Genomic DNA, 21,147 nt, shown 5'->3' on the forward strand with positions numbered 1-21,147 from the left:
CTAAGCGAATGAAACAGCATCCCGCATCAGGAGGATGAGTGGTTTTTTCGAACAGGCCGTTTTTTTGCGGGACAAAAAAGGCCTTCTGCAAAGGGTTAACCGCATGTATGCCGTATCCAGGAATTATATTACTTTTTCATCAGGAGACAGATAGTTGATGGACGATCCCAATCTTACATTCAGCAGACAACGAAGATATGTATTTGTGATCTTGGCAATCTATTTGCTGGGATATGGTCTTACGGCGTATAAAACTGTTTTTTTAGGCCTCTTTTTGGGAACTGTTTTCAGTTTGTTTAATCTGTGGCTCTTGACCAGAAGAATGAATGCTTTTGACAAGGCCGTAGCGAAAGGAAAGTCCATACGATCACTCGGGAGCGCAGCGCGTTGGTGCAATGCGATACTTGCGATGGCTGTCGCCTTTAAATATCCCGACAAAGTCAGTGTGGCAAGTGTGATTATTGGATTAATGACAATTTATCCCGTCATTATGATAGATTCCATTATTCAGCTCAAACGTTCATCAATGGAAGAGAGGTGAAAACCCATTGAATCACGATTACAGAACTATTGATTTGTATGGTCTTACTTTTAATCTGACAAACATTCTGATGATTACTGTGGCAAGTGTGATTGTGCTGCTGATTGCGATTCTTACTACGAGAACGCTGTCCATCCGTCCGGGAAAAGCCCAGAACTTCATGGAATGGATTGTTGATTTTGTCCGCAATATTATAGGCAGTACAATGGATTTAAAGACAGGGGCTAACTTCTTGGCGCTTGGTGTAACCTTGCTGATGTACATATTTGTATCAAATATGCTGGGGCTGCCGTTTTCTGTAACGGTCGGACACGAGCTTTGGTGGAAATCACCGACGGCTGATCCGGCTATTACTCTGACTCTAGCCGTTATGGTCGTGTCATTAACACACTATTACGGCGTGAAAATGAAAGGTTTGAAGGAATATTCTAAGGATTACCTCAGACCGGTTCCGCTTATGTTCCCGATGAAGATCATTGAGGAGTTTGCGAATACGCTGACACTCGGACTTCGTCTTTACGGTAACATTTTCGCCGGGGAAATTCTTCTTGGCCTTCTTGCAAATCTGGCGACGAATTTCTACTCAAACAGTTTCTTTCTCGGTTTGGTCGGTACAGTCGGAGCCATTATTCCGATGCTTGCATGGCAGGCGTTCAGCTTGTTCATCGGTACCATCCAGGCATTTATCTTTACGATGCTGACGATGGTGTACATGTCACACAAAATCAGTCATGATCATTAAAATCATATATCCAATTCGGATAACATTTTAAAGGAGGAACTTTTTCATGAATTTAATAGCAGCTGCGATTGCAATCGGTTTAGGTGCACTTGGTGCAGGTATTGGTAACGGTTTGATTGTTTCACGTACGGTAGAGGGAATTGCCCGTCAGCCGGAAGCAGGAAAAGAACTTAGAACTCTTATGTTCATGGGTATCGCATTGGTTGAGGCCCTTCCAATTATCGCTGTCGTTATCGCGTTCTTAGCGTTCTTTGGCTAAGCATAAAAGCCTTATATGAACTAAAAATGGCGAAGATCACTCTAAGAGAACCTTCGCCATTGCTTTATGTCTGATAAGCAGGCCGTCTTGAAACGGCTTTTATCAGCAGAGAAAACCTGCAGAAGGGAGTTGCCGTAGTAGATGTCTCAATTACCTCTTGAATTAGGACTGTCGTTTAACGGCGGAGATATCCTATTCCAATTGTTAGCTATGTTAGTTTTATTAGCGCTTCTCAAGAAATTCGCTCTTGGACCGCTATTAAATATAATGAAACAGCGTGAAGATCATATCACCGGCGAAATTACGTCCGCTGAAGAAAGAAATAAAGAAGCGCAGAAGCTGATTGAAGAGCAGCGCGTTCTTCTAAAAGAAGCGAAACAGGAATCACAATCACTCATTGAAAATGCGAAAAAACTGGGTGAAAAGCAGAAGGAAGACATTATCCAGGCTGCGCGCGCCGAGTCTGAAAGATTAAAAGAAGCGGCGAGAACCGAAATTGTCAAAGAAAAAGAACAAGCGGTTTCCGCACTTCGCGAGCAAGTCGCATCACTTTCTGTCTTAATCGCATCGAAAGTGATCGAAAAAGAGCTTGATGAACAAGCCCAGGAAAAACTGATTCAGGATTATCTTAAAGAGGTAGGAGAGAGCCGATGAGTGGATCTGCTGTCTCTAAACGATACGCGTCAGCGCTTTTCGACATTGCCGTTGAGACTTCTCAAATCAATGAAATCGAAGAAGAGCTTACCGTACTAAAAGAAGTTTTCCGAAATGAAGCCGGATTACAGGAAGTGTTAAGCCATCCGAAGGTATCGGCTGCTAAGAAAAAAGAGCTGATTCAGCAATCGTTCGGCGCACTGTCTGAGTCTGTGCTGCATACGATTTTTCTTCTGATTGACCGCCGCCGGTCTTCGATTGTGCCTGATCTCACAGACGAGTTTATCAAACTCGCCAATCAGGCCCGTCAGACAGAGGATGCGGTTGTTTATTCAGTAAAACCGCTGTCAGAAGCGGAAATGTTATCATTATCTCAAGTGTTTGCAAAAAAAGCCGGAATCGCTTCGCTCAGAATCAGAAATGAAGTGCAGACGGATTTAATAGGCGGCATTAAAGTCCGCATTGGAAACCGGATATATGACGGAAGCGTGAGCGGAAAGCTTGAGCGCATGGAACGTCAACTTGCCGGAGGAAATCGATAGAAGGGGTGAAACCTAAGTGAGCATCAAAGCTGAAGAGATTAGCACGCTGATAAAGCAGCAAATTCAAAATTACCAATCTGAAATTGAAGTTCATGACGTAGGTACAGTCATCCAAGTCGGAGACGGTATTGCGCGTGTGCACGGCCTTGACAATTGTATGGCCGGTGAACTTGTTGAGTTTTCAAACGGCGTTTTGGGTATGGCTCAAAACCTTGAAGAATCCAACGTAGGTATCGTTATCTTAGGACCTTACAGAGATATCCGTGAAGGTGATGAGGTCAAAAGAACGGGCCGCATCATGGAAGTTCCTGTAGGTGAAGAATTAATCGGACGTATCGTCAACCCGCTCGGACAGCCGGTAGACGGAATGGGCCCGATTCTGACAAGCAAAACCCGCCCGATCGAAAGCCAGGCACCAGGCGTAATGGACCGTAAATCGGTACATGAGCCGCTGCAAACGGGTATCAAAGCGATCGACGCGTTAATTCCGATCGGCCGCGGACAGCGTGAGCTGATTATCGGGGACCGTCAGACAGGTAAAACATCTGTTGCGATTGATACAATCTTAAACCAAAAAGACCAAGACATGATCTGTGTGTATGTAGCGATCGGTCAAAAAGAATCTACAGTACGCGGCGTGGTGGAAACACTTCGTAAGCATGGCGCGCTTGATTACACGATTGTTGTGACGGCGTCTGCTTCACAGCCGGCTCCGCTTCTTTACCTTGCACCGTATGCAGGGGTGACAATGGGTGAAGAATTCATGTACAACGGCAAGCACGTTCTCGTCGTATATGATGATTTATCCAAACAAGCGGCCGCTTACCGTGAGCTGTCATTGCTTCTTCGCCGTCCGCCGGGCCGTGAAGCATTCCCTGGGGATGTATTCTATCTTCACTCCCGTCTGCTTGAGCGTGCAGCCAAGCTGAGTGACGCTAAAGGCGCAGGATCAATTACGGCGCTGCCGTTCGTCGAAACACAAGCAGGAGATATCTCAGCTTATATCCCGACAAACGTCATTTCCATTACTGACGGACAGATTTTCCTTCAATCCGACTTATTCTTCTCAGGCGTGCGTCCTGCGATCAATGCCGGATTATCAGTATCCCGTGTCGGCGGATCAGCCCAAATCAAAGCGATGAAGAAGGTAGCGGGAACATTGCGTCTTGACCTTGCTTCATACCGTGAACTTGAAGCATTCGCCCAATTCGGATCTGATCTTGACCAGGCGACTCAGGCGAAACTGAACCGCGGTGCGCGTACAGTTGAAGTGCTGAAACAAGACTTGAATAAACCGCTTCCGGTTGAAAAACAGGTAGCCATTCTTTATGCGCTGACAAAAGGATATCTTGATGATATTCCGGTTGCGGATATCAGACGTTTTGAAGAAGAGTACTACATGTACCTTGATCAAAACCATAAAGATCTGCTTGACGGCATTGCGAAAACAGGAAACCTTCCTGCTGATGAAGACTTCAAAGCTGCAATCGAAGGCTTCAAACGCACATTTGCACCAAGCAACTAACCCTTAGAAGATGAGAGAAAAAGGTTCTCTTTTTCTCTCTTTTTACGCAAATGAAGAATAAAGGTGGTGAAATCTTTGGCCTCATTACGCGATATTAAGTCAAGGATCACGTCAACGAAAAAAACAAGCCAGATTACAAAAGCCATGCAGATGGTATCCGCTGCGAAGCTGAACCGTGCGGAAACCAACGCGAAGTCATTTGCTCCGTATATGGATAAGATCCAGGAGGTTGTGTTTAACGTCGGAAAAGGCGCGAAAAACGCGAAACACCCGATGCTTGTCTCAAGAGAAGTGAAAAAGACGGCGTATCTCGTCATTACGTCTGACCGCGGGCTTGCGGGTGCGTTTAACAGTTCGGTTTTGCGAAACGCTTACCGCACCATTCAAGAACGCCATCAGTCTAAAGATGAATACACGGTGATTGCAATCGGCAGAGTCGGCCGCGATTTCTTCAAAAAACGGGAAATGCCGATTTTGTCTGAGTTAGTGGGGCTTGGCGACGAGGTCACTTTTGCTCAGATTAAGGATTTGACCCGTCAGACGGTTCAAATGTTTATCGACGGCGCTTTTGATGAACTGCATTTGGTGTATAACCATTTCGTCAGTGCGATTTCACAGGAAGTGACGGAGAAAAAAGTGCTGCCTTTAACGGATTTCGGAACGAGCGGCGGGAAGCGCACGGCTTCTTACGAGTTCGAACCGGATGAAGAAGAGGTGCTCGAAGTGCTGCTTCCTCAATATGCGGAAAGCTTAATTTACGGCGCGCTTCTTGACAGTAAAGCAAGTGAACACGCTGCGAGAATGACAGCAATGAAAAATGCGACTGATAATGCGAAAGAACTCATTGATTCACTTTCGCTTTCATATAACCGCGCGCGTCAAGCGGCGATTACACAAGAAATTACCGAAATTGTCGGCGGTGCAGCCGCTTTAGAATAGAAAGATTTTGTCAGGAGGGATAGCGATGAAGAAAGGACGCGTAAGTCAGGTGCTTGGACCGGTTGTCGACGTACGTTTCGAGGACGGCCACTTGCCTGCGATTTATAATGCGATTAAAGTTTCACAGCCAGCTACAGGCGAAAATGAAGTAGGCATCGACCTAACGCTAGAGGTTGCTCTTCATTTAGGCGATGATACAGTCCGTACAATTGCCATGGCATCTACGGACGGAATTCAGCGCGGAATGGAAGCAGTTGATACAGGTGCTCCGATTTCCGTTCCTGTCGGTGATGTGACTCTCGGACGCGTATTTAACGTACTGGGAGATAAAATTGATTTAAATGAACCGCTGCCTGCGGATGCTCAAAAGGACCCGATCCACAGATCAGCTCCTTCATTCGATCAGCTTTCAACTGAGGTTGAAATTCTTGAAACGGGAATTAAGGTCGTTGACCTGCTCGCTCCTTACATCAAGGGCGGTAAAATCGGATTGTTCGGTGGTGCCGGTGTAGGTAAAACCGTATTAATCCAGGAATTAATCAACAACATCGCGCAAGAGCACGGCGGTATTTCCGTATTCGCCGGTGTAGGAGAGCGTACTCGTGAAGGGAACGACCTTTTCTACGAAATGAGCGATTCAGGCGTTATCAAGAAAACAGCCATGGTCTTCGGACAAATGAACGAGCCGCCGGGCGCACGTATGCGTGTAGCACTGACTGGTCTTACAATGGCTGAGCATTTCCGTGATAAACAAGGACAGGACGTACTGTTCTTTATCGATAACATTTTCCGTTTCACACAAGCGGGTTCAGAGGTTTCCGCGCTTCTCGGCCGTATGCCTTCTGCGGTTGGTTATCAGCCGACGCTTGCGACAGAAATGGGTCAGCTTCAAGAGCGTATTACGTCTACAAACGTTGGTTCAGTTACATCTATCCAGGCGATCTACGTGCCTGCCGATGATTACACTGACCCGGCTCCGGCGACGACGTTCGCTCACTTGGATGCAACGACTAACCTTGAGCGTAAATTAACTGAAATGGGTATCTACCCTGCGGTTGATCCGCTGGCTTCCACTTCCCGCGCGCTTGCTCCGGAAATTGTCGGAGAAGAGCATTATGCGGTGGCGCGTGAAGTTCAGTCAACGCTTCAGCGTTACAAAGAACTGCAGGATATTATCGCAATTCTCGGTATGGATGAATTGGGTGAAGAAGACAAGCTTGTCGTTCACCGCGCACGCCGTATCCAGTTCTTCCTTTCTCAAAACTTCCACGTAGCTGAGCAGTTTACGGGACAAAAGGGTTCTTACGTGCCTGTTAAAGAAACAGTTAAAGGCTTTAAAGAAATCCTTTCCGGTAAATATGACCATCTTCCGGAAGATGCATTCCGTCTTGTAGGACGCATTGAAGAAGTTATTGAGAATGCAAAAGAGATGGGTGTAGAAGTTTAATCTGGTCCTAGGAGGGTAAAAGCATGAAGACCGTTAAAGTCAATATCGTTACTCCCGACGGCCCAGTATATGATGCTGATATTGAAATGGTAAGCGTAAGAGCCGAGAGCGGTGATCTCGGTATCTTGCCGGGCCATATTCCGACCGTGGCTCCGCTTAAAATCGGCGCTGTCCGTCTTAAAAAAGACGGACAGACCGACTTGGCGGCTGTCAGCGGCGGATTTTTGGAAGTCCGTCCTGATCAGGTCACTATCCTTGCACAAGCCGCTGAAACTGCGGACAGCATTGATAAAGAGCGCGCCCTTGCTGCGAAAAAGCGGGCGGAAGACCGTTTGAACAAACGATCAGATGATACTGACATTCGTCGGGCTGAGCTTGCGTTACAGCGGGCTGTAAACAGATTGGATGTTGCAGGAAACTAAAAAAGAATCCTTCTCGGCTGTCTGAGAAGGATTCTTTTTCTATATTAACGCATAAGAGATTCATAGACGCCGATAAGCGGATGATCCTCTTCTTTTTGCAGATATAAATGTTCACAGCAGTTGTCGGTGTGCCACGTTTTGTTTCCTCTTCGCACGCCCGTCGTATAGGCGCCGTCCGTATACGGATAAGGTTTAACGATCCATTCGGCATCGTCATGGTGTCTGATGGCGCAATCTATGACATACACACTGAGCATTTTCTCAAATTCGTCAATCGGCAGATTCCAGTCCGCCAATAGCAGCTCTTTTATGCTGCGGAAGTAAAGAGCTTCCAATTTCGTCAGGCTTCCGTGTGAATAATCAAGAGAAATGTTGAAAAACTGACATAATTCTTTCAGTTCCTCTGTTTGAGACTGTCTATAATCATAGTAGAATGCTATCGCTTCCCACTCGTGGTCAAATACGGGCAGTGATTCTCCATACTGCTTTTCCGGATGAAAAAAGGAATGATTCATATTCCCATCTCCTTTCCAAAAAAGTATACCATGCAGGAGAACGGACATTTAAGCGGGGATTGCCCCTAATTTTGGATAAAAATTCTGCTGTGAAAATGATCATCTTTCTCTTTTCTTCTTATATAATAAGAGAGGATATGAGGGACGGAAAAAATGAAAGGAGATGGAATGTGTGAATGTATTGGGGCAGCAGGCCGCAATCAGCATTCTGGTTCATCTGGTATGCATTGCGGTGACTTGGTGGGCCCTACAGGCCGTCAACTTTGATCCGCTGATCCGAAAAGGAAAAATAGTGCAGGCAAGGCTGCTGATTATTCTTCTTACCATTGCGATCGGAACGGCAGTCGCTGACTTCTTTTTAGATTATCTTACGTATTCGAAGCAGCTTCCATACTTGTTTTAAGGTGTTTCGTCAGTTGAAATGAAGGGAATCGCTGGGGGAGAAACCAATTTTTTCTTCACCCGTTTGGCGAGTTTTGACGAAGTTTTCCATGTATCGCTTTCCCCGGCTCCGGCAAAAATGGGAGTAAGGGGGAGAGACCGATATGAAGAAAAAAAGAGCAGGCCGTATCATCTTGTTTTTTGTTTTTTTAAGCGCCTTAATTGTGGTATTTCATTCCATTCATGCAAGTGAGCTGTCTCCGCTTGCCCAGATTGCCGAAGGAATGGAGCGGCAGCATGTCACTGTAGATGAGTGGACGCTTCATGCGAAAGAAAATCTGAACCTGTCACTGAGTGAATTTGATGACAAGGTGAAAGAACTGAAGACGCAGAATCCTCAATATCAGTGGGAAACCGCTCAAGAAGATAAAATTGTAAAGGCTGTCGGCACGTATTCTGACAAAAAAAATCATACAACTTTTAAACTGCAGCTCGTCACTACCCTCAAAAACCAGAACCCAACTTCGTATTTATTATATGAGCAAATGAGCCCGGAGCAACCGGAAAACTGGAATGATACATATGAACAGTTTGAACGGCAGGCACATGACATATTTCAAAATAAAGTATTTATTTTTACTTGTCTTAAGGGTCATTTAAATGATAATATGAGTATTGTTTTGCAAAAAAAAGCAGAACAACTCATGAAAGAATTTGAAGCAAGTCCAGTTGAACATGTAGTTGAGCCTCATTTCGTTTCTGTTTCTGCATTTACATATAAGTGGACAGATTACATCATGACATCTAAACATAAGATGAATGTGCAAATTGCGCTTAGAAGTGCGGGAATGGGCGAAAAACATACCGTTACGGTTGGCACACCAATCGTGACAACTGAATATTAATATAGAGAATATAGGGACGCGGAGGGGAATACCTTGGAAAAAATCATCGTCCGCGGCGGTCAGAAGTTAAACGGCACAGTGAAAGTTGAAGGAGCAAAAAATGCCGTTTTACCTGTTATCGCTGCATCTTTATTAGCAAGTGAAGAAAAAAGCGTAATATGTGATGTACCTACGCTCTCCGATGTATATACAATTAATGAAGTGTTGCGTCATTTAGGAGCAGATGTGCATTTTGAGAATAATGAAGTTACGGTAAACGCTTCTTACGCTTTAGAAACAGAAGCACCTTTTGAATATGTGCGTAAAATGCGCGCGTCAGTGCTTGTAATGGGCCCTCTGTTAGCCCGTACGGGTCATTCAAGAGTAGCGCTTCCGGGCGGCTGCGCTATCGGCTCAAGACCGATTGACCAGCATTTAAAAGGCTTTGAAGCAATGGGTGCAAAAATCAAAGTAGGCAACGGCTTTATTGAAGCGGAAGTGGAAGGCCGTCTGCAAGGCGCAAAAATCTATTTAGATTTCCCAAGTGTGGGTGCGACAGAAAACTTGATTATGGCAGCTGCATTAGCTGAAGGAACAACAACGCTTGAAAACGTGGCAAAAGAGCCTGAAATCGTTGACTTAGCGAACTATATCAATGCGATGGGCGGAAAAATCCGCGGAGCCGGCACAGGCACCATTAAAATTGAAGGTGTCGAGAAGCTTCGCGGCGTAAGACACAACATCATTCCTGACCGTATTGAAGCGGGAACTTTCATGGTGGCTGCGGCTATCACGGAAGGAAATGTATTAGTAAAAGGTGCGGTTCCTGAGCATCTTACGTCTTTAATTGCGAAGATGGAAGAAATGGGAGTCAAAATTACGGATGAAGGAGAAGGCCTTCGTGTCATCGGTCCTGCCCAGCTGAAGCCGATCGACATCAAAACGATGCCTCACCCCGGATTCCCGACTGACATGCAGTCGCAAATGATGGCGCTGCTTCTCCGTGCGAGCGGAACAAGCATGATTACTGAAACTGTGTTTGAAAACCGTTTTATGCATGCTGAAGAATTCCGCCGGATGAATGGCGACATTAAAATTGAAGGACGTTCTGTGATCATTAACGGTCCTGTACAGCTGCAAGGCGCAGAAGTTGCCGCTACGGACCTGCGTGCGGGCGCGGCGCTGATTCTTGCGGGATTAGTGGCTGAAGGTCATACACGCGTTACGGAACTGAAGCACTTGGATCGCGGTTATGTGGATTTCCATAAAAAACTTGCGGCTCTCGGCGCTGACATCGAGCGTGTCGTTGATGAAACGGCCGCTGAACAAGAAAGCAAAGAAGCCGTTACTGACTTAAACGCATAAAGGTTATAAAAACAGTATGTCAATCTGGCATACTGTTTTTTTATAGGGTTTATCATCATTATTATGCTCTGATTTTCAAAAAAGAATACGTTTTTGGCGTGAATAATCGAATAAAGATTCTGTCCAAAAGGAAGTCATATTAGCTTGTCCCTGCCCATAAGATGAAGTAGAGTCGAATCCCAAGCAGGAGGCAGCTGATATATGAAACCCATTGTATTTCTACTATCTGGGCTGTGTGTACTTATTCTTCTTGTTCCCACCATTCTCGTTCTTCCGTTTCAGGCAGAAAAAGGAGCGGCCGCGAACAAAGAGCCCGGACACAAAACAGCACACACCATACGAGAGACAAAAGGAGCAGAAACATTGAAAGAATCACCTGTATCCATTCCGGTTTATCGGACATCCAAACATTCTGTAGAGAACATTCCGCTTGAAGAGTACGTGACCGGAGTCGTAGCTTCCGAAATGCCCGCAGACTTTAAACCGGAGGCCTTAAAAGCCCAGGCGCTCGCTGCCCGGACTTTCATTGTCAGACTGATGGTCGCTGACTCAGCCGTTCAGGCGCCTAAAGGATCGCTGGTGGATGACACACAGATGTTCCAAGTCTATCAAAGCAAGAGCCAGCTGAAAAAAGAATGGGGTTCTGAGTACGCTCAAAAGCTTAAGAAAATCACTAACGCGGTGGCCGGCACCCAAGGAAAGATTTTAACGTATGACAACAAACCGATTGAGGCATCTTTTTTCTCTACAAGCAACGGCTATACGGAAAATGCGGAAGCCTATTGGACAAGCGCCATTCCTTATTTAAAGAGTGTGAAAAGCCCCTGGGATAAGAAATCGCCTAAATATCTCGCCACCCAGACCTTCAGTGTGTCTGAGTTTCAGCAAAAGCTCGGCGTGCAGCTTTCAGGACAAAGCACGGTGGGGCAGATTACGGCCAGAACACCGGGGCATCAAGTGGCGACGGCCGTCATAAACGGCAAGAAGCTGAAGGGCAGAGACATCCGGGAAAAACTCGGACTCCGCTCTGCCGACTTTGAATGGAAACGAAACGGGAGCAGCATCACTATTACGACAAAGGGTTTCGGCCATGGCGTGGGTATGAGCCAGTACGGAGCCAATTACATGGCGGAGCAGGGAAAATCCGTGACGGACATCGTCAAGCATTACTATCAGGGAGTGAACATTTCCGAGGCCGCTTCTTTTTTAAACAAATATATGGCGAAAAAGTAGACGCTGTCATCAGCGTCTACTTTTTCGGAAAACTATTCCATAAACGGTAAAACAACCAACGGACTCATATAACGAAAGGCTAAAGGCTGACAAATGGGGATAGATGGCTGCGCACCGGGTGAAAATCACTGATAAAATTGCCGCTTCTATGTGAATGTACGCAAAAATAATGAGGAAGCCCGTCCTATTTATTTCCCTTTTCATCTCATTTACGATAAATATTGTTCAGCGTTGAACGTAAATCTATTGAAAAGGGGAAAAAGCAATGAAAAAAACATTTTCACTCATACTTATGCTCGGATTGATGCTGACTGCTGCATCTCCTGCTTTTGCTGCTGAGAAAGCAGACGAGAACACTCTTTTATTCAGAAACAATACCGCCATTTTACTTGATGCGAGCGGCAGTATGGCGAAACGGATAGACGGCGTATCTAAATACAATATGGCAAAAGATGAAATCATCCGTTTTGCGGATCAAATTAAGTCTACATCACAGGTCAGAATGACGGTTTTCGGTTCGGAAGGCAATAATAAAAATTCCGGAAAAGTTCAATCATGTGAAGCCATTCGCGGTGTGTACGGATTACAAAAGTTTGACAGACAAAGCTTCCTCAACTCTCTGAACGGAATCGGGCCTACAGGCTGGACACCGATTGCAAAAGCATTAGAAGATGCGAAGGCTTCTTTTAACGGTGTTCATAAATTCGGCTTTAAATCCGTGTACCTGTTGACGGACGGTGAGGAGACATGCGGCGGAGATCCTATTAAGACGGCGAAAGAACTTCGCAAACATCATATTAAAGTCAACGTGATCGGTTTTGACTTTAAGGAAGGCTTCAACGGCCAGCTGCACGCGATTGCCGGAGCGGGCGGAGGAAAATATTACGAAGCTCACAGCCAAAAGGATATGAACCGTATCTTTACAATGGAAGCGAGATCATTAGCGGAATAAGAAAAAGGTGCCGTTTATCGGCCCTTTTTTTATGTTTGATTTAACAAAATTTTCATGAAGAGATGAAGAGAAAACTGTAAAAAGAATCAGATCCCGGACTTATATTACAAAAAGGACAAAAAAGGCATTAAAACTGTCATCATTTAGCCAATCTTTTTAGGATGATGCGCATAATTCTGTTCATTTTTGGTAATATATCGCCGTCTCACAAAAGGCATCACGCCCTATATCTTTTTCCAAATAGCTAAACTAGCATAGAGAAGAGCCGGGGCCCATCGGCAAAAAAACAAATGGAGAGGAATGAAGGAAATGAAAAAAATGTTTACTGCGGGGATTGTCGGACTTTTGACGCTCTCACTCGGATCACCTGTTTTTGCGGCTGAGCAAAAGCAAGAGGAAACCAACGTCGCTGTGCTGTTTGATGCAAGCGGAAGCATGATACAAAAAACGGGGGGAGAACGTAAAATAGATGTTGCGAAAGATGCTGTCACCTCTTTTGCGAAAGTTCTTCCTGAAGACACGAATCTGATGCTTCGGGTATTCGGCCATAAGGGCAATAATAAAAACTCCGGCAAAGCCGTATCATGTAACGCGACAGAAACGTTATACGGACTTCAGCCGTACGCCGTGACTCCGTTTGAGCAATCACTCAGCAAAATTAAACCGACAGGCTGGACACCGATAGCGAAAGCGCTTTCTGATACGCGCGAAGAATTTGAGCGGGCCGGCGCTAAAGGGAAAAACGTCGTATACCTGATTACAGACGGTGAAGAAACATGCGGCGGTAATCCTCAGGCTGAAATTCAAAAGCTCCGTAAAGCGAACGTCAACACAATCGTCAATATCATCGGCTTCAACTTCGGCATGAAAGGAAGCGAAAGCCTTGAAAAAGCGGCGGAAGCAGGAGGCGGGACGTATGTCTCAGCTGACAGCGCGGACGAGTTCAAACAGGCTTGGGAAGACGCTGCAAAGGATTTAGCAAAAGAATAGGCTGAAAAAGGACGCCCGCGCGGCGTCTTTTTTGTTTAGAAAACGGAACAGCGGGAATGATACAACTAAAAGGAGATGAGCGCTGTTGTTAAAAGGAGCAGGCATTATATTAGTGCTGGCGGCAGTCGTTTTTGTACTGATGGGAATTTTTCTGAAGCTTGCCGCCTTCATATTCGTCAGTATATTGGCCATTATCGCCGCAGTTATTTTATTCACCATTTTGAGCAGACATCATCGCAACGAAACATAGAGTCCGAAGAGGGCTCTTTTTTTAAACCGCAAATTCGACAAAATACAGGGATTATGGAAGAATAAAAGAGAAGGATACTGCGGAGGGGAAAACAGTGGATGAAAAAACAACAGCGGTAAGAGAAATATACCGCTATGAAAAAGGGGTATTAACAAAAACGGCAGATCGGATGGTATCAGAGTATCCATTGACTGTCATGGTGAACGGGCAGGAATTTGTTACGCTCGTCTGCACGCCCGACCACTTAGAGGAACTCGTTATCGGATTTCTCGCGTCAGAAGGCGTCATTCGTTTTGAAAAAGAGATCAAACGTTTTACGATAGATGAAAGTCTCGGATTTGCATATGTGGAGCTGACGAATCCCGAAGTGCTTGAGCAAAAAGACTATACGAAGAGAGTGATCGGTTCATGCTGCGGGAAAGGCCGCCATTTTTACTTTCAGCAGGATGTGAAAACGGCCAAAACGGCCGTCAGCCGCATCACTATAACTCCTGAGACGTGTCTTCGCCTCATGAAGGAGATGCAAAGCGAAAGCGGCACATTTCAGGAAACGGGCGGCGTCCATAATGCGGCGCTGTGCGATACGGAAAAGATGCTCTTCATGAGGACGGACATCGGGCGTCACAATGCGCTGGATAAGCTGTACGGCAACTGCCTGAAAAACGGAATGCCGGTCCGTGACAAGCTGATTGTCTTCAGCGGCCGGATTTCCTCAGAGGTTTTATTGAAAGCCGCAAAAATCGGCGTGTCGATTGTCATTTCAAAATCGGCGCCGACGGAGCTTGCGCTGCAAATGGCGGAAGAGCTGAACATGACGGCGATAGGCTTTGTGAGAAACGGATCGTTTAACATATACACACATCCTGAACGGGTTGAACAATAGAAAGGGGTCTTGGGCTTATGAATACAGAAACGCGCCGCGTGTCAGACAAACGGGAAAGGCCGCTCAGGGATCTCCGTATCTCTGTAACCGACCGCTGCAATTTCAGATGCACGTACTGTATGCCAGCCGAACTGTTCGGACCGGATTATCCATTTCTGCAAAAGACGGAACTGCTCTCATTTGAGGAGCTTGAACGGCTTGCCAAACTGTTTGTCGGCCGCTTCGGCGTTGAAAAAATCAGGCTGACGGGCGGGGAGCCGCTGATGAGAAAAGATATGCCTGAATTGATCAAAAAGCTTGCGCGCATCCCGGGGCTTAACGATATTGCGATGACGACGAACGGCTCTCTGCTTCCGGTGTATGCTGAAAAGCTGAAGCAGGCGGGGCTGCATCGCGTGACCGTCAGTCTTGATTCTTTAGAGGATGAGCGGTTTAAGGCCATTAACGGCCGCGGCGTCTCGGTGAACAAGGTGCTCGAGGGCATTGAAGCGGCAAAAGCGGCCGGACTCGGTGTGAAAATCAATATGGTTGTTCAAAAGGGCGTCAATGAAAAAGACATCCTGCCGATGGCCCGCTATTTTAAAGAAAAGGGCCATATTCTTCGGTTTATTGAATTTATGGATGTCGGCAATACAAATCAATGGAATAAAAAAGACGTCATCACGAAGGCTGAAATCATTGATCTGATCAATCAGCACATGCCGGCGGAGCCGATAGAAGCGAATTATAGAGGAGAGGTCGCTTCCAGATTCCGCTATCTCGACGGTTCCGGCGAAATCGGCGTGATTTCCTCCGTCTCGGATGCATTCTGCGCCTCCTGCAACAGAGCGCGTCTGTCGGCAAGGGGCGAGCTTTTTACGTGCCTGTTCGCTTCAAGCGGCTTCGATGTGCGGAAGCTTGTGCGCGGCGGCCTGACTGATGACGAATTGACGGAATCCATCGCCTCTGTCTGGAGAAATCGCACGGATCAGTATTCAATTGACCGCGCACTTTCTAAAACAGATGGGAAAAAGAAAGTGGAAATGTCGTATATAGGCGGATGAAAAAAGGCTTGCCCGAACAAGGGCAGGCTTTTTTATTCAAATGAAGCTCAGGCCTGTTCAAAAAAAACCGATGTCTGCCGAAATATATGATAGGAATTTTGATGCAGGACGATCAAGTTATTCAATTCCAAAGCCATACAATATGTTAAAATATAACCAATAGAAATTAGAAAAGGTTGTGAAAGGGGCATGACCGCATACGAGATTCCGTCATCTCAAGTTGGAGTCAAGATCAACAAATGGTACAAGCACATTTTAGCGTTTCAAGCGGCTGATGCCATAAAGCTGAAAGAGGAAATTGATGAGGATATACAACGTATGGAGGAAGACCAGCTGCTGCTGTTATATTACCAGCTGATCAGCTACCGCCATCATATTATGCTTGATTACGTCAAGCCGGATTTCACCGAACAATCTCAAATTCAGTACAGCGAGCTGCAAAAGACGATCGAAAGCACGGACAGCATATCGGGACTGTCCGAGTATTATTTTCATTTGTTCAGAGGAATGTATGAATTCGATCAGAATAACTATGTTGCGGCTATTTCTTTTTACCGGAAAGCGGAAAAACTCCTTTCATTTGTCGAGGATGATATAGAGAGGGCGGAATTCCATTTCAAGATGTCTGAAGTGTTTTACGTCATGAAGCAGACTCATTTCTCCATGAATCACGGGATTCAGGCGCTGGATACATATATGAAACACGATTTTTACAGAGTGCGGAGAATACAGTGCCATTTCGTCATCTCAGGAAACTATATCGACTGCAAAAACTACGACAAAGCGCTTGGGCATTTAGACGAAGCGCTCCGCCTTTCTTTGCTTGAAGGGCAGCCCCGCCTGATCGGGTCTTCGCTTTACAATCTGGGGAATTGTTATTCTGAAAAGCGTGATCTGGCTGAAGCGGCCCGTTACTTTAGAAAAGCGGTGCCCGTCTTTGAAGAACATCAGCTTGAACAGCTTCCGAAGGCGCTGTTCAGCTTAACACACACCCTTTTCAGGCTGCGTGATGACGAAGCGGCCCTTACTTATTATGAAAAAGGGGTCACGATCGCGAAAGAACGGGGCGACCGATTCAGTTTAGAGAAATATAAGTTTTTACAAGCGCTTTACTTGGAATCCCTCAATATGGACTTAATCCATGAAGTGTTTGACTATATGAATGAAAAATCGCTGTATGTGTATATTGAAGATTTCGCCTTGGAGGCTGCCATATACACAAGCGCCCATGAGCAATATAAAGAAGCGGCGTATTTTTATGAAAAAGTGATTCACATGAGAGAAAACATTCAAAAAGAACAATGTTTATACGATATATAAATTTTCTAACCATCTGATCGGCAGATGGTTATTTTTTTTATGCACATTATGACGTTTGATCATTGAAGAAATCGGAAAAATCGCAAAAGAGGGAAAAACGGACGATTGAAAGGAGGGATTTGTTGTTCGGATTTAATGATATGATAAAGTTTTTCGTATCCTTTCTCATCATTCTGCCGATGGTGTCTGTCATCCATGTGTCAGGCCACAGCTTTATGGCGATGCTGTTCGGAGGCAAGGCGTCATTGGATATCGGTATGGGGAAACGTTTTTTAAAAGTGGGGCCGATTCAGGTGCGGCGTATCTACTTTATAGATTCTTTCTGCAAGTTCGGCGAATTGCGGATAGATAACCGTCTGACGAGCGCGCTCGTCTATTCCGGAGGCTGTCTGTTTAATCTCGCTTCTATCTTTATAATAAATCTGCTGATCATAAAAGATGTTCTCGAGCCAAACTTATTTTTTTACCAATTTGTCTATTTTTCAACGTATTATGTATTCTTTGCTCTACTGCCGGTCAAATACGGGGATAATAAGCTGTCAGACGGATTGGCCGTTTACAAAGTGCTCCGCTACGGGGAGCGCTGTGAAATCAATAATTGAGAGTTTACATGTTTGCGATAGGGCTGAAAGGGAAGAAAACAAGTACACAAAACAAAAAAGGAGCTGAAGAGATATGAGTCAAGATAACGGGTTAAAAGACAAAGTAAAAGGCGGCATGAACAAAATGAAAGGGGAAGCGAAGGACAAAGCAGGTGACATGGCAAACAAGTCCGACTTAAAAGCTGAAGGGAAGAAGGACAAAGCGAAAGGCAGCCTGCAAAAGGGTGTCGGTGAAACGAAAGATAAACTCAGTGACGATTAATTTGATATTGAAACAAAGCAAAAGCCCAAAATATTTTGGGCTTTTTGTTATGAGAAATGACAAAAATTCCAGTTCGATTGGTTAATATTCACTAAATTTTTAAATATTCTATAAATTATGCGGTAATTTCTTTATAATATTCACAAAGAATGTGATCTTTTTTCACATTTGATTAAACGTTTGTTTAAAAAAATAAGAAATCTGAAATTTCCGCAAAAGGAATCAGGCCGTTCACCGTCGAATACTTTTTATTACTTAACATTTCATGAGGTGAAGGGGGTGGTAATCGCCTGCATCGTTTCGGTATGACCATGTGGATTGCGTTTGACTATCACTAAGGGGGAATACAGATGAAATTGACACCGGTTGAACAAGAAAAATTGCTTATTTTCACAGCGGGAGAGCTCGCAAAACAGCGGAAAGAGCGCGGCGTTCTGCTGAATTATCCTGAAGCTGCCGCATATTTGACCTGTTATCTGATGGAAGGCGCCAGAGACGGAAAAAGCGTCGCTGAGCTGATGGAATCCGGCCGCAGCGTATTGACGGAAAAAGACGTTATGGAAGGCGTTCCGGAAATGCTGGACAGCATTCAGGTGGAAGCGACGTTTCCGGACGGGGTCAAGCTTGTCACCGTTCATCAGCCGATCAAAGCGGAGGTGAAGTCATGAAGCCGGGAGCCATTCAAGTCGCAAAAGGGACCATCACCATTAACGAAGACCGAAAGACGCTGGAAGTATCAGTTACCAATCATGGAACGCGGTCAGTGCAGGTAGGGTCGCATTTTCATTTTGCGGAAGCCAACGGCGCCCTGTCCTTTAATCGTGAGAAAGCAATCGGCATGCGTCTTGACATCCCGTCAGGCACCTCAGTCCGTTTTGAACCGGGAGAAGAGAAGACCGTCACACTCGTGGAAATCGGAGGACGAAAAACGGTCAGAGGCCTGAACGGCATGGCCGATACGTATATGGATGAGCGGGGAAAAGAAAAGACTCTGTCGAATCTTAAAAAAGCCGGATGGATGGAGGAAGCGATCCGATGAAAATGTCACGTGAGCAATACGCAGAGCTGTTCGGACCGACAACGGGAGACAAAGTCAGACTCGGAGATACGGATTTATGGATTGAAGTCGAAAAAGACTTCACGAATTACGGAGAAGAAATGATTTTCGGCGGAGGAAAAACAATCCGGGACGGCATGGGGCAAAACGGCCGTATCACCGGGAAAGACGGAGCGCTTGACCTGGTCATTACAAACGCCGTCGTCTTGGATTATACAGGGATCGTCAAGGCGGATATCGGGGTGAAGGACGGCCGGATTGTCGGCGTCGGGAAAAGCGGCAACCCGGATATTATGGATGGGGTGGACCCGCACATGGTCATCGGCGCCGGAACAGAAGTCATTTCCGGCGAAGGAAAAATCGTAACGGCCGGCGGCGTTGATACGCACATCCACTTCATCTGCCCGCAGCAGATGGAAGTCGCGCTTTCTTCAGGCGTGACCACGCTTTTGGGCGGCGGAACGGGCCCTGCGACGGGAAGTAAAGCGACGACCTGTACATCCGGCGCATGGTACATGGCGAGAATGCTGGAGGCGGCTGAGCAGTTTCCGATCAATGTCGGCTTTTTAGGGAAAGGGAATGCCTCTGATAAAGCGCCTCTCATTGAACAGACAGAAGCCGGCGCGATCGGCCTGAAGCTGCATGAAGATTGGGGATCAACGCCAAGCGCCATTAAAGCGTGCATGGAAGTCGCGGATGAGGCGGATATTCAGGTGGCAATCCACACAGACACGATTAATGAAGCGGGCTTTTTAGAAAATACGCTTGATGCGATCGGCGACCGGGTTATCCATACATATCACATAGAGGGAGCCGGCGGAGGCCATGCACCTGATATTATGAAACTCGCTTCTTACGCCAATATCCTGCCGTCCTCTACGACGCCGACGATTCCGTATACGGTCAACACGATGGACGAGCATCTTGATATGATGATGGTCTGCCATCATTTAGATTCAAAAGTCCCTGAAGACGTGGCGTTCAGTCATTCACGCATCAGAGCGGCCACCATCGCGGCGGAGGATATTCTGCACGATATCGGCGCGATCAGCATGACATCATCTGACTCGCAGGCGATGGGCAGGGTGGGAGAAGTGATTATCCGGACATGGCAGGTTGCCGATAAAATGAAGAAGCAGCGAGGCGCTCTTTCAGGAGAAAGCGGCAATGATAATGTGCGCGCCAAACGCTATGTCGCCAAATACACGATCAATCCTGCCGTCACTCACGGCCTGAGTCATGAAGTCGGTTCCGTTGAAAAAGGAAAGCTCGCTGACCTCGTATTGTGGGATCCGGTTTTCTTCGGCGTCAAACCTGAACTTGTGCTCAAAGGGGGCATGATCGCCCGCGCCCAGATGGGAGACCCGAATGCTTCTATCCCGACGCCTGAGCCTGTGTTTATGCGCCAGATGTACGCATCCTACGGGAAAGCGAACCGCAATACGTCTATAACATTTATGTCCCAGGCCGGTATCGCAAACGGTGTACCGGAAAAGCTCGGGCTTGAAAAAATGATTTCCCCCGTACGGAATATCCGCAAGCTGAGTAAGCTCGACATGAAGCTGAATGACGCAATGCCGAATATACAAGTCGATCCGAAAACCTATCAGGTGTTCGCCGACGGAGAAGAACTGGCATGCCAGCCTGTCAGCCATGTTCCGCTCGGACAGCGTTATTTTTTATTTTAATCCCTCTCCGGCCGGTTTCCGCCGGCCTATTTACACCTCTATTGTCAACTTGATTTCATACTGCCGCGTATTTTAGTGTATATTAATAATTGAAAAACAAATGAAATGTAACTATTGTGGTTACACCGGTGGTGAAAAACATGATTAACAGCCGTCTTGCTGTGGCCATTCACATTCTTTCGCTGATCTCAACGGATGAACGGGCATCGTCAGATATGATTGCGGACAGCGTAAACACCAATCCCGTCGTAGTGCGGAGAACGATCAGCCAGCTGAAAAAAGCAGGTCTTCTGACATCCCGGGCAGGTGTTGCGGGAGCCAGCCTGAAAAAAGATCCGTCGGAGATTACCCTCTTAGAGGTTTACAGGGCGGTACAAAATAAGGAAGAGCTTTTTGCGGTTCACGACAATCCGAATCCGGACTGTCCGGTCGGCAAAAATATTCAGCGCGCGCTTGATGAGACGTTCGGAAGCGTACAGCGGGCAATGGAGAATGAACTGGCGAACAAATCTCTTTATGATGTAATGAATCATCTCTTTTGTTAAAAAGAGATGGCTTCATGTCGTTTGAGATGTAATGAAAATGGTTACAGGAATAAGGAGGAAAAGAACAGCGGAAAAGCCGTTATGATAGAAGCGAAGGAACGCAGGC

Annotated in this window: 26 protein-coding genes; 25 read left to right on the top strand and 1 reads right to left on the bottom strand. The window is 46.2% G+C overall.

Features of this window, described 5'->3' with window-relative positions; genetic code table 11:
- Window positions 1-157 precede the first annotated feature (157 nt).
- The 9 genes from atpI (at window position 158) to AUL54_RS12660 (ending at window position 7,071) form a co-directional block, all read left to right on the top strand.
- Window positions 158-541 carry an ATP synthase subunit I gene (gene atpI, locus AUL54_RS12620; protein ID WP_003151155.1) on the top strand — a complete coding sequence of 128 codons (384 nt, stop codon included), beginning with the start codon at window positions 158-160 and terminating at the stop codon, window positions 539-541.
- 7 nt (window positions 542-548) lie between these two features.
- Window positions 549-1,283: a F0F1 ATP synthase subunit A gene (gene atpB, locus AUL54_RS12625; RefSeq protein WP_016937643.1), complete on the top strand. Its 735-nt coding sequence runs from the start codon at window positions 549-551 to the stop codon at window positions 1,281-1,283.
- Window positions 1,284-1,329: 46 nt separating this feature from the next.
- Entirely contained in the window at window positions 1,330-1,542 is a 213-nt protein-coding gene (atpE, locus tag AUL54_RS12630) for a F0F1 ATP synthase subunit C (protein WP_003151167.1), read from the top strand.
- Between the two features lie 141 nt (window positions 1,543-1,683).
- The gene (atpF, locus tag AUL54_RS12635) at window positions 1,684-2,196 is read left to right on the top strand and encodes a F0F1 ATP synthase subunit B (RefSeq protein ID WP_016937644.1); all 513 of its coding nucleotides are present in this window, start codon (window positions 1,684-1,686) and stop codon (window positions 2,194-2,196) included.
- Complete coding sequence (locus AUL54_RS12640; RefSeq protein ID WP_003151169.1) at window positions 2,193-2,738, top strand: F0F1 ATP synthase subunit delta; 546 nt, start codon at window positions 2,193-2,195, stop codon at window positions 2,736-2,738. The genes atpF and AUL54_RS12640 overlap by 4 nt, the downstream gene beginning before the upstream one ends.
- A 16-nt stretch (window positions 2,739-2,754) precedes the next feature.
- On the top strand, window positions 2,755-4,263 hold the full coding sequence (gene atpA / locus AUL54_RS12645) for a F0F1 ATP synthase subunit alpha (protein WP_016937645.1): 1,509 nt from the start codon (window positions 2,755-2,757) through the stop codon (window positions 4,261-4,263).
- A 75-nt stretch (window positions 4,264-4,338) separates the two neighbouring features.
- Window positions 4,339-5,202 carry an ATP synthase F1 subunit gamma gene (gene atpG, locus AUL54_RS12650; RefSeq protein ID WP_003151172.1) on the top strand — a complete coding sequence of 288 codons (864 nt, stop codon included), beginning with the start codon at window positions 4,339-4,341 and terminating at the stop codon, window positions 5,200-5,202.
- A gap of 25 nt (window positions 5,203-5,227) precedes the next feature.
- Window positions 5,228-6,649, top strand: coding sequence for a F0F1 ATP synthase subunit beta (gene atpD, locus AUL54_RS12655; protein ID WP_016937646.1), 1,422 nt, complete (start codon window positions 5,228-5,230; stop codon window positions 6,647-6,649).
- Window positions 6,650-6,672: 23 nt separating this feature from the next.
- Window positions 6,673-7,071 (top strand): F0F1 ATP synthase subunit epsilon, encoded by a 399-nt coding sequence (locus AUL54_RS12660; protein WP_013353907.1) that lies wholly within the window; start codon window positions 6,673-6,675, stop codon window positions 7,069-7,071.
- Between the two features lie 44 nt (window positions 7,072-7,115).
- Here the strand turns inward: AUL54_RS12660 and AUL54_RS12665 are convergent, their stop codons facing one another.
- Window positions 7,116-7,586, bottom strand: coding sequence for a hypothetical protein (locus AUL54_RS12665; protein ID WP_060964059.1), 471 nt, complete (start codon window positions 7,584-7,586; stop codon window positions 7,116-7,118).
- A gap of 172 nt (window positions 7,587-7,758) precedes the next feature.
- Between AUL54_RS12665 and AUL54_RS12670 the strand changes: the two genes are divergently transcribed.
- The 16 genes from AUL54_RS12670 (at window position 7,759) to AUL54_RS12740 (ending at window position 21,041) form a co-directional block, all read left to right on the top strand.
- Window positions 7,759-7,989, top strand: a complete 231-nt coding sequence (locus tag AUL54_RS12670; protein WP_007614366.1) for a DUF1146 family protein — start codon at window positions 7,759-7,761, stop codon at window positions 7,987-7,989.
- Window positions 7,990-8,131: 142 nt separating this feature from the next.
- Window positions 8,132-8,872, top strand: coding sequence for a YwmB family TATA-box binding protein (locus AUL54_RS12675; protein WP_060964060.1), 741 nt, complete (start codon window positions 8,132-8,134; stop codon window positions 8,870-8,872).
- Between the two features lie 33 nt (window positions 8,873-8,905).
- Window positions 8,906-10,216 (top strand): UDP-N-acetylglucosamine 1-carboxyvinyltransferase, encoded by a 1,311-nt coding sequence (gene murA, locus AUL54_RS12680; protein ID WP_016937650.1) that lies wholly within the window; start codon window positions 8,906-8,908, stop codon window positions 10,214-10,216.
- A 201-nt stretch (window positions 10,217-10,417) separates the two neighbouring features.
- Window positions 10,418-11,449: a stage II sporulation protein D gene (gene spoIID / locus AUL54_RS12685; RefSeq protein WP_060964061.1), complete on the top strand. Its 1,032-nt coding sequence runs from the start codon at window positions 10,418-10,420 to the stop codon at window positions 11,447-11,449.
- A 265-nt stretch (window positions 11,450-11,714) separates the two neighbouring features.
- On the top strand, window positions 11,715-12,401 hold the full coding sequence (locus AUL54_RS12690; protein ID WP_060964062.1) for a VWA domain-containing protein: 687 nt from the start codon (window positions 11,715-11,717) through the stop codon (window positions 12,399-12,401).
- 309 nt (window positions 12,402-12,710) lie between these two features.
- The gene (locus AUL54_RS12695) at window positions 12,711-13,391 is read left to right on the top strand and encodes a VWA domain-containing protein (RefSeq protein ID WP_060964063.1); all 681 of its coding nucleotides are present in this window, start codon (window positions 12,711-12,713) and stop codon (window positions 13,389-13,391) included.
- A gap of 85 nt (window positions 13,392-13,476) precedes the next feature.
- Window positions 13,477-13,641 (top strand): hypothetical protein, encoded by a 165-nt coding sequence (locus tag AUL54_RS21510; protein ID WP_007407587.1) that lies wholly within the window; start codon window positions 13,477-13,479, stop codon window positions 13,639-13,641.
- A 94-nt stretch (window positions 13,642-13,735) separates the two neighbouring features.
- Entirely contained in the window at window positions 13,736-14,524 is a 789-nt protein-coding gene (gene fdhD / locus AUL54_RS12700) for a formate dehydrogenase accessory sulfurtransferase FdhD (protein ID WP_060964064.1), read from the top strand.
- Between the two features lie 17 nt (window positions 14,525-14,541).
- A complete protein-coding gene (gene moaA, locus AUL54_RS12705; protein ID WP_047475857.1) occupies window positions 14,542-15,567 on the top strand; it encodes a GTP 3',8-cyclase MoaA in 1,026 nt (341 codons plus the stop codon).
- 189 nt (window positions 15,568-15,756) lie between these two features.
- Complete coding sequence (locus tag AUL54_RS12710; RefSeq protein WP_060964065.1) at window positions 15,757-16,887, top strand: response regulator aspartate phosphatase; 1,131 nt, start codon at window positions 15,757-15,759, stop codon at window positions 16,885-16,887.
- A gap of 122 nt (window positions 16,888-17,009) precedes the next feature.
- Window positions 17,010-17,489, top strand: a complete 480-nt coding sequence (locus tag AUL54_RS12715; protein ID WP_060964066.1) for a hypothetical protein — start codon at window positions 17,010-17,012, stop codon at window positions 17,487-17,489.
- Between the two features lie 73 nt (window positions 17,490-17,562).
- Window positions 17,563-17,751 (top strand): CsbD family protein, encoded by a 189-nt coding sequence (locus AUL54_RS12720; protein ID WP_016937658.1) that lies wholly within the window; start codon window positions 17,563-17,565, stop codon window positions 17,749-17,751.
- A 350-nt stretch (window positions 17,752-18,101) separates the two neighbouring features.
- Window positions 18,102-18,419, top strand: a complete 318-nt coding sequence (ureA, locus tag AUL54_RS12725) for an urease subunit gamma (protein WP_016937659.1) — start codon at window positions 18,102-18,104, stop codon at window positions 18,417-18,419.
- Window positions 18,416-18,790, top strand: coding sequence for an urease subunit beta (ureB, locus tag AUL54_RS12730; RefSeq protein ID WP_060964067.1), 375 nt, complete (start codon window positions 18,416-18,418; stop codon window positions 18,788-18,790). Before ureA ends, ureB begins: the two co-directional genes overlap by 4 nt.
- Window positions 18,787-20,496 carry an urease subunit alpha gene (gene ureC, locus AUL54_RS12735; protein WP_060964068.1) on the top strand — a complete coding sequence of 570 codons (1,710 nt, stop codon included), beginning with the start codon at window positions 18,787-18,789 and terminating at the stop codon, window positions 20,494-20,496. Before ureB ends, ureC begins: the two co-directional genes overlap by 4 nt.
- Before the next feature lie 140 nt (window positions 20,497-20,636).
- Window positions 20,637-21,041, top strand: a complete 405-nt coding sequence (locus tag AUL54_RS12740; RefSeq protein WP_045926364.1) for an Rrf2 family transcriptional regulator — start codon at window positions 20,637-20,639, stop codon at window positions 21,039-21,041.
- The last annotated feature ends 106 nt before the right edge of the window (window positions 21,042-21,147 follow it).

Source organism: Bacillus sp. SDLI1 (assembly GCF_001553895.1).
GTDB lineage: Bacteria > Bacillota > Bacilli > Bacillales > Bacillaceae > Bacillus > Bacillus siamensis.

Coding starts and splice junctions, on each gene's coding strand:
- atpI (WP_003151155.1), top strand. CDS start 158: ATGGACGATCCCAATCTTACATTCAGCAGACAACGAAGATATGTATTT.
- atpE (WP_003151167.1), top strand. CDS start 1,330: ATGAATTTAATAGCAGCTGCGATTGCAATCGGTTTAGGTGCACTTGGT.
- atpF (WP_016937644.1), top strand. CDS start 1,684: ATGTCTCAATTACCTCTTGAATTAGGACTGTCGTTTAACGGCGGAGAT.
- AUL54_RS12640 (WP_003151169.1), top strand. CDS start 2,193: ATGAGTGGATCTGCTGTCTCTAAACGATACGCGTCAGCGCTTTTCGAC.
- atpD (WP_016937646.1), top strand. CDS start 5,228: ATGAAGAAAGGACGCGTAAGTCAGGTGCTTGGACCGGTTGTCGACGTA.
- AUL54_RS12660 (WP_013353907.1), top strand. CDS start 6,673: ATGAAGACCGTTAAAGTCAATATCGTTACTCCCGACGGCCCAGTATAT.
- AUL54_RS12665 (WP_060964059.1), bottom strand. CDS start 7,586: ATGAATCATTCCTTTTTTCATCCGGAAAAGCAGTATGGAGAATCACTG.
- AUL54_RS12675 (WP_060964060.1), top strand. CDS start 8,132: ATGAAGAAAAAAAGAGCAGGCCGTATCATCTTGTTTTTTGTTTTTTTA.
- spoIID (WP_060964061.1), top strand. CDS start 10,418: ATGAAACCCATTGTATTTCTACTATCTGGGCTGTGTGTACTTATTCTT.
- AUL54_RS12690 (WP_060964062.1), top strand. CDS start 11,715: ATGAAAAAAACATTTTCACTCATACTTATGCTCGGATTGATGCTGACT.
- AUL54_RS12695 (WP_060964063.1), top strand. CDS start 12,711: ATGAAAAAAATGTTTACTGCGGGGATTGTCGGACTTTTGACGCTCTCA.
- moaA (WP_047475857.1), top strand. CDS start 14,542: ATGAATACAGAAACGCGCCGCGTGTCAGACAAACGGGAAAGGCCGCTC.
- AUL54_RS12710 (WP_060964065.1), top strand. CDS start 15,757: ATGACCGCATACGAGATTCCGTCATCTCAAGTTGGAGTCAAGATCAAC.
- AUL54_RS12720 (WP_016937658.1), top strand. CDS start 17,563: ATGAGTCAAGATAACGGGTTAAAAGACAAAGTAAAAGGCGGCATGAAC.
- ureA (WP_016937659.1), top strand. CDS start 18,102: ATGAAATTGACACCGGTTGAACAAGAAAAATTGCTTATTTTCACAGCG.
- ureB (WP_060964067.1), top strand. CDS start 18,416: ATGAAGCCGGGAGCCATTCAAGTCGCAAAAGGGACCATCACCATTAAC.
- ureC (WP_060964068.1), top strand. CDS start 18,787: ATGAAAATGTCACGTGAGCAATACGCAGAGCTGTTCGGACCGACAACG.
- AUL54_RS12740 (WP_045926364.1), top strand. CDS start 20,637: ATGATTAACAGCCGTCTTGCTGTGGCCATTCACATTCTTTCGCTGATC.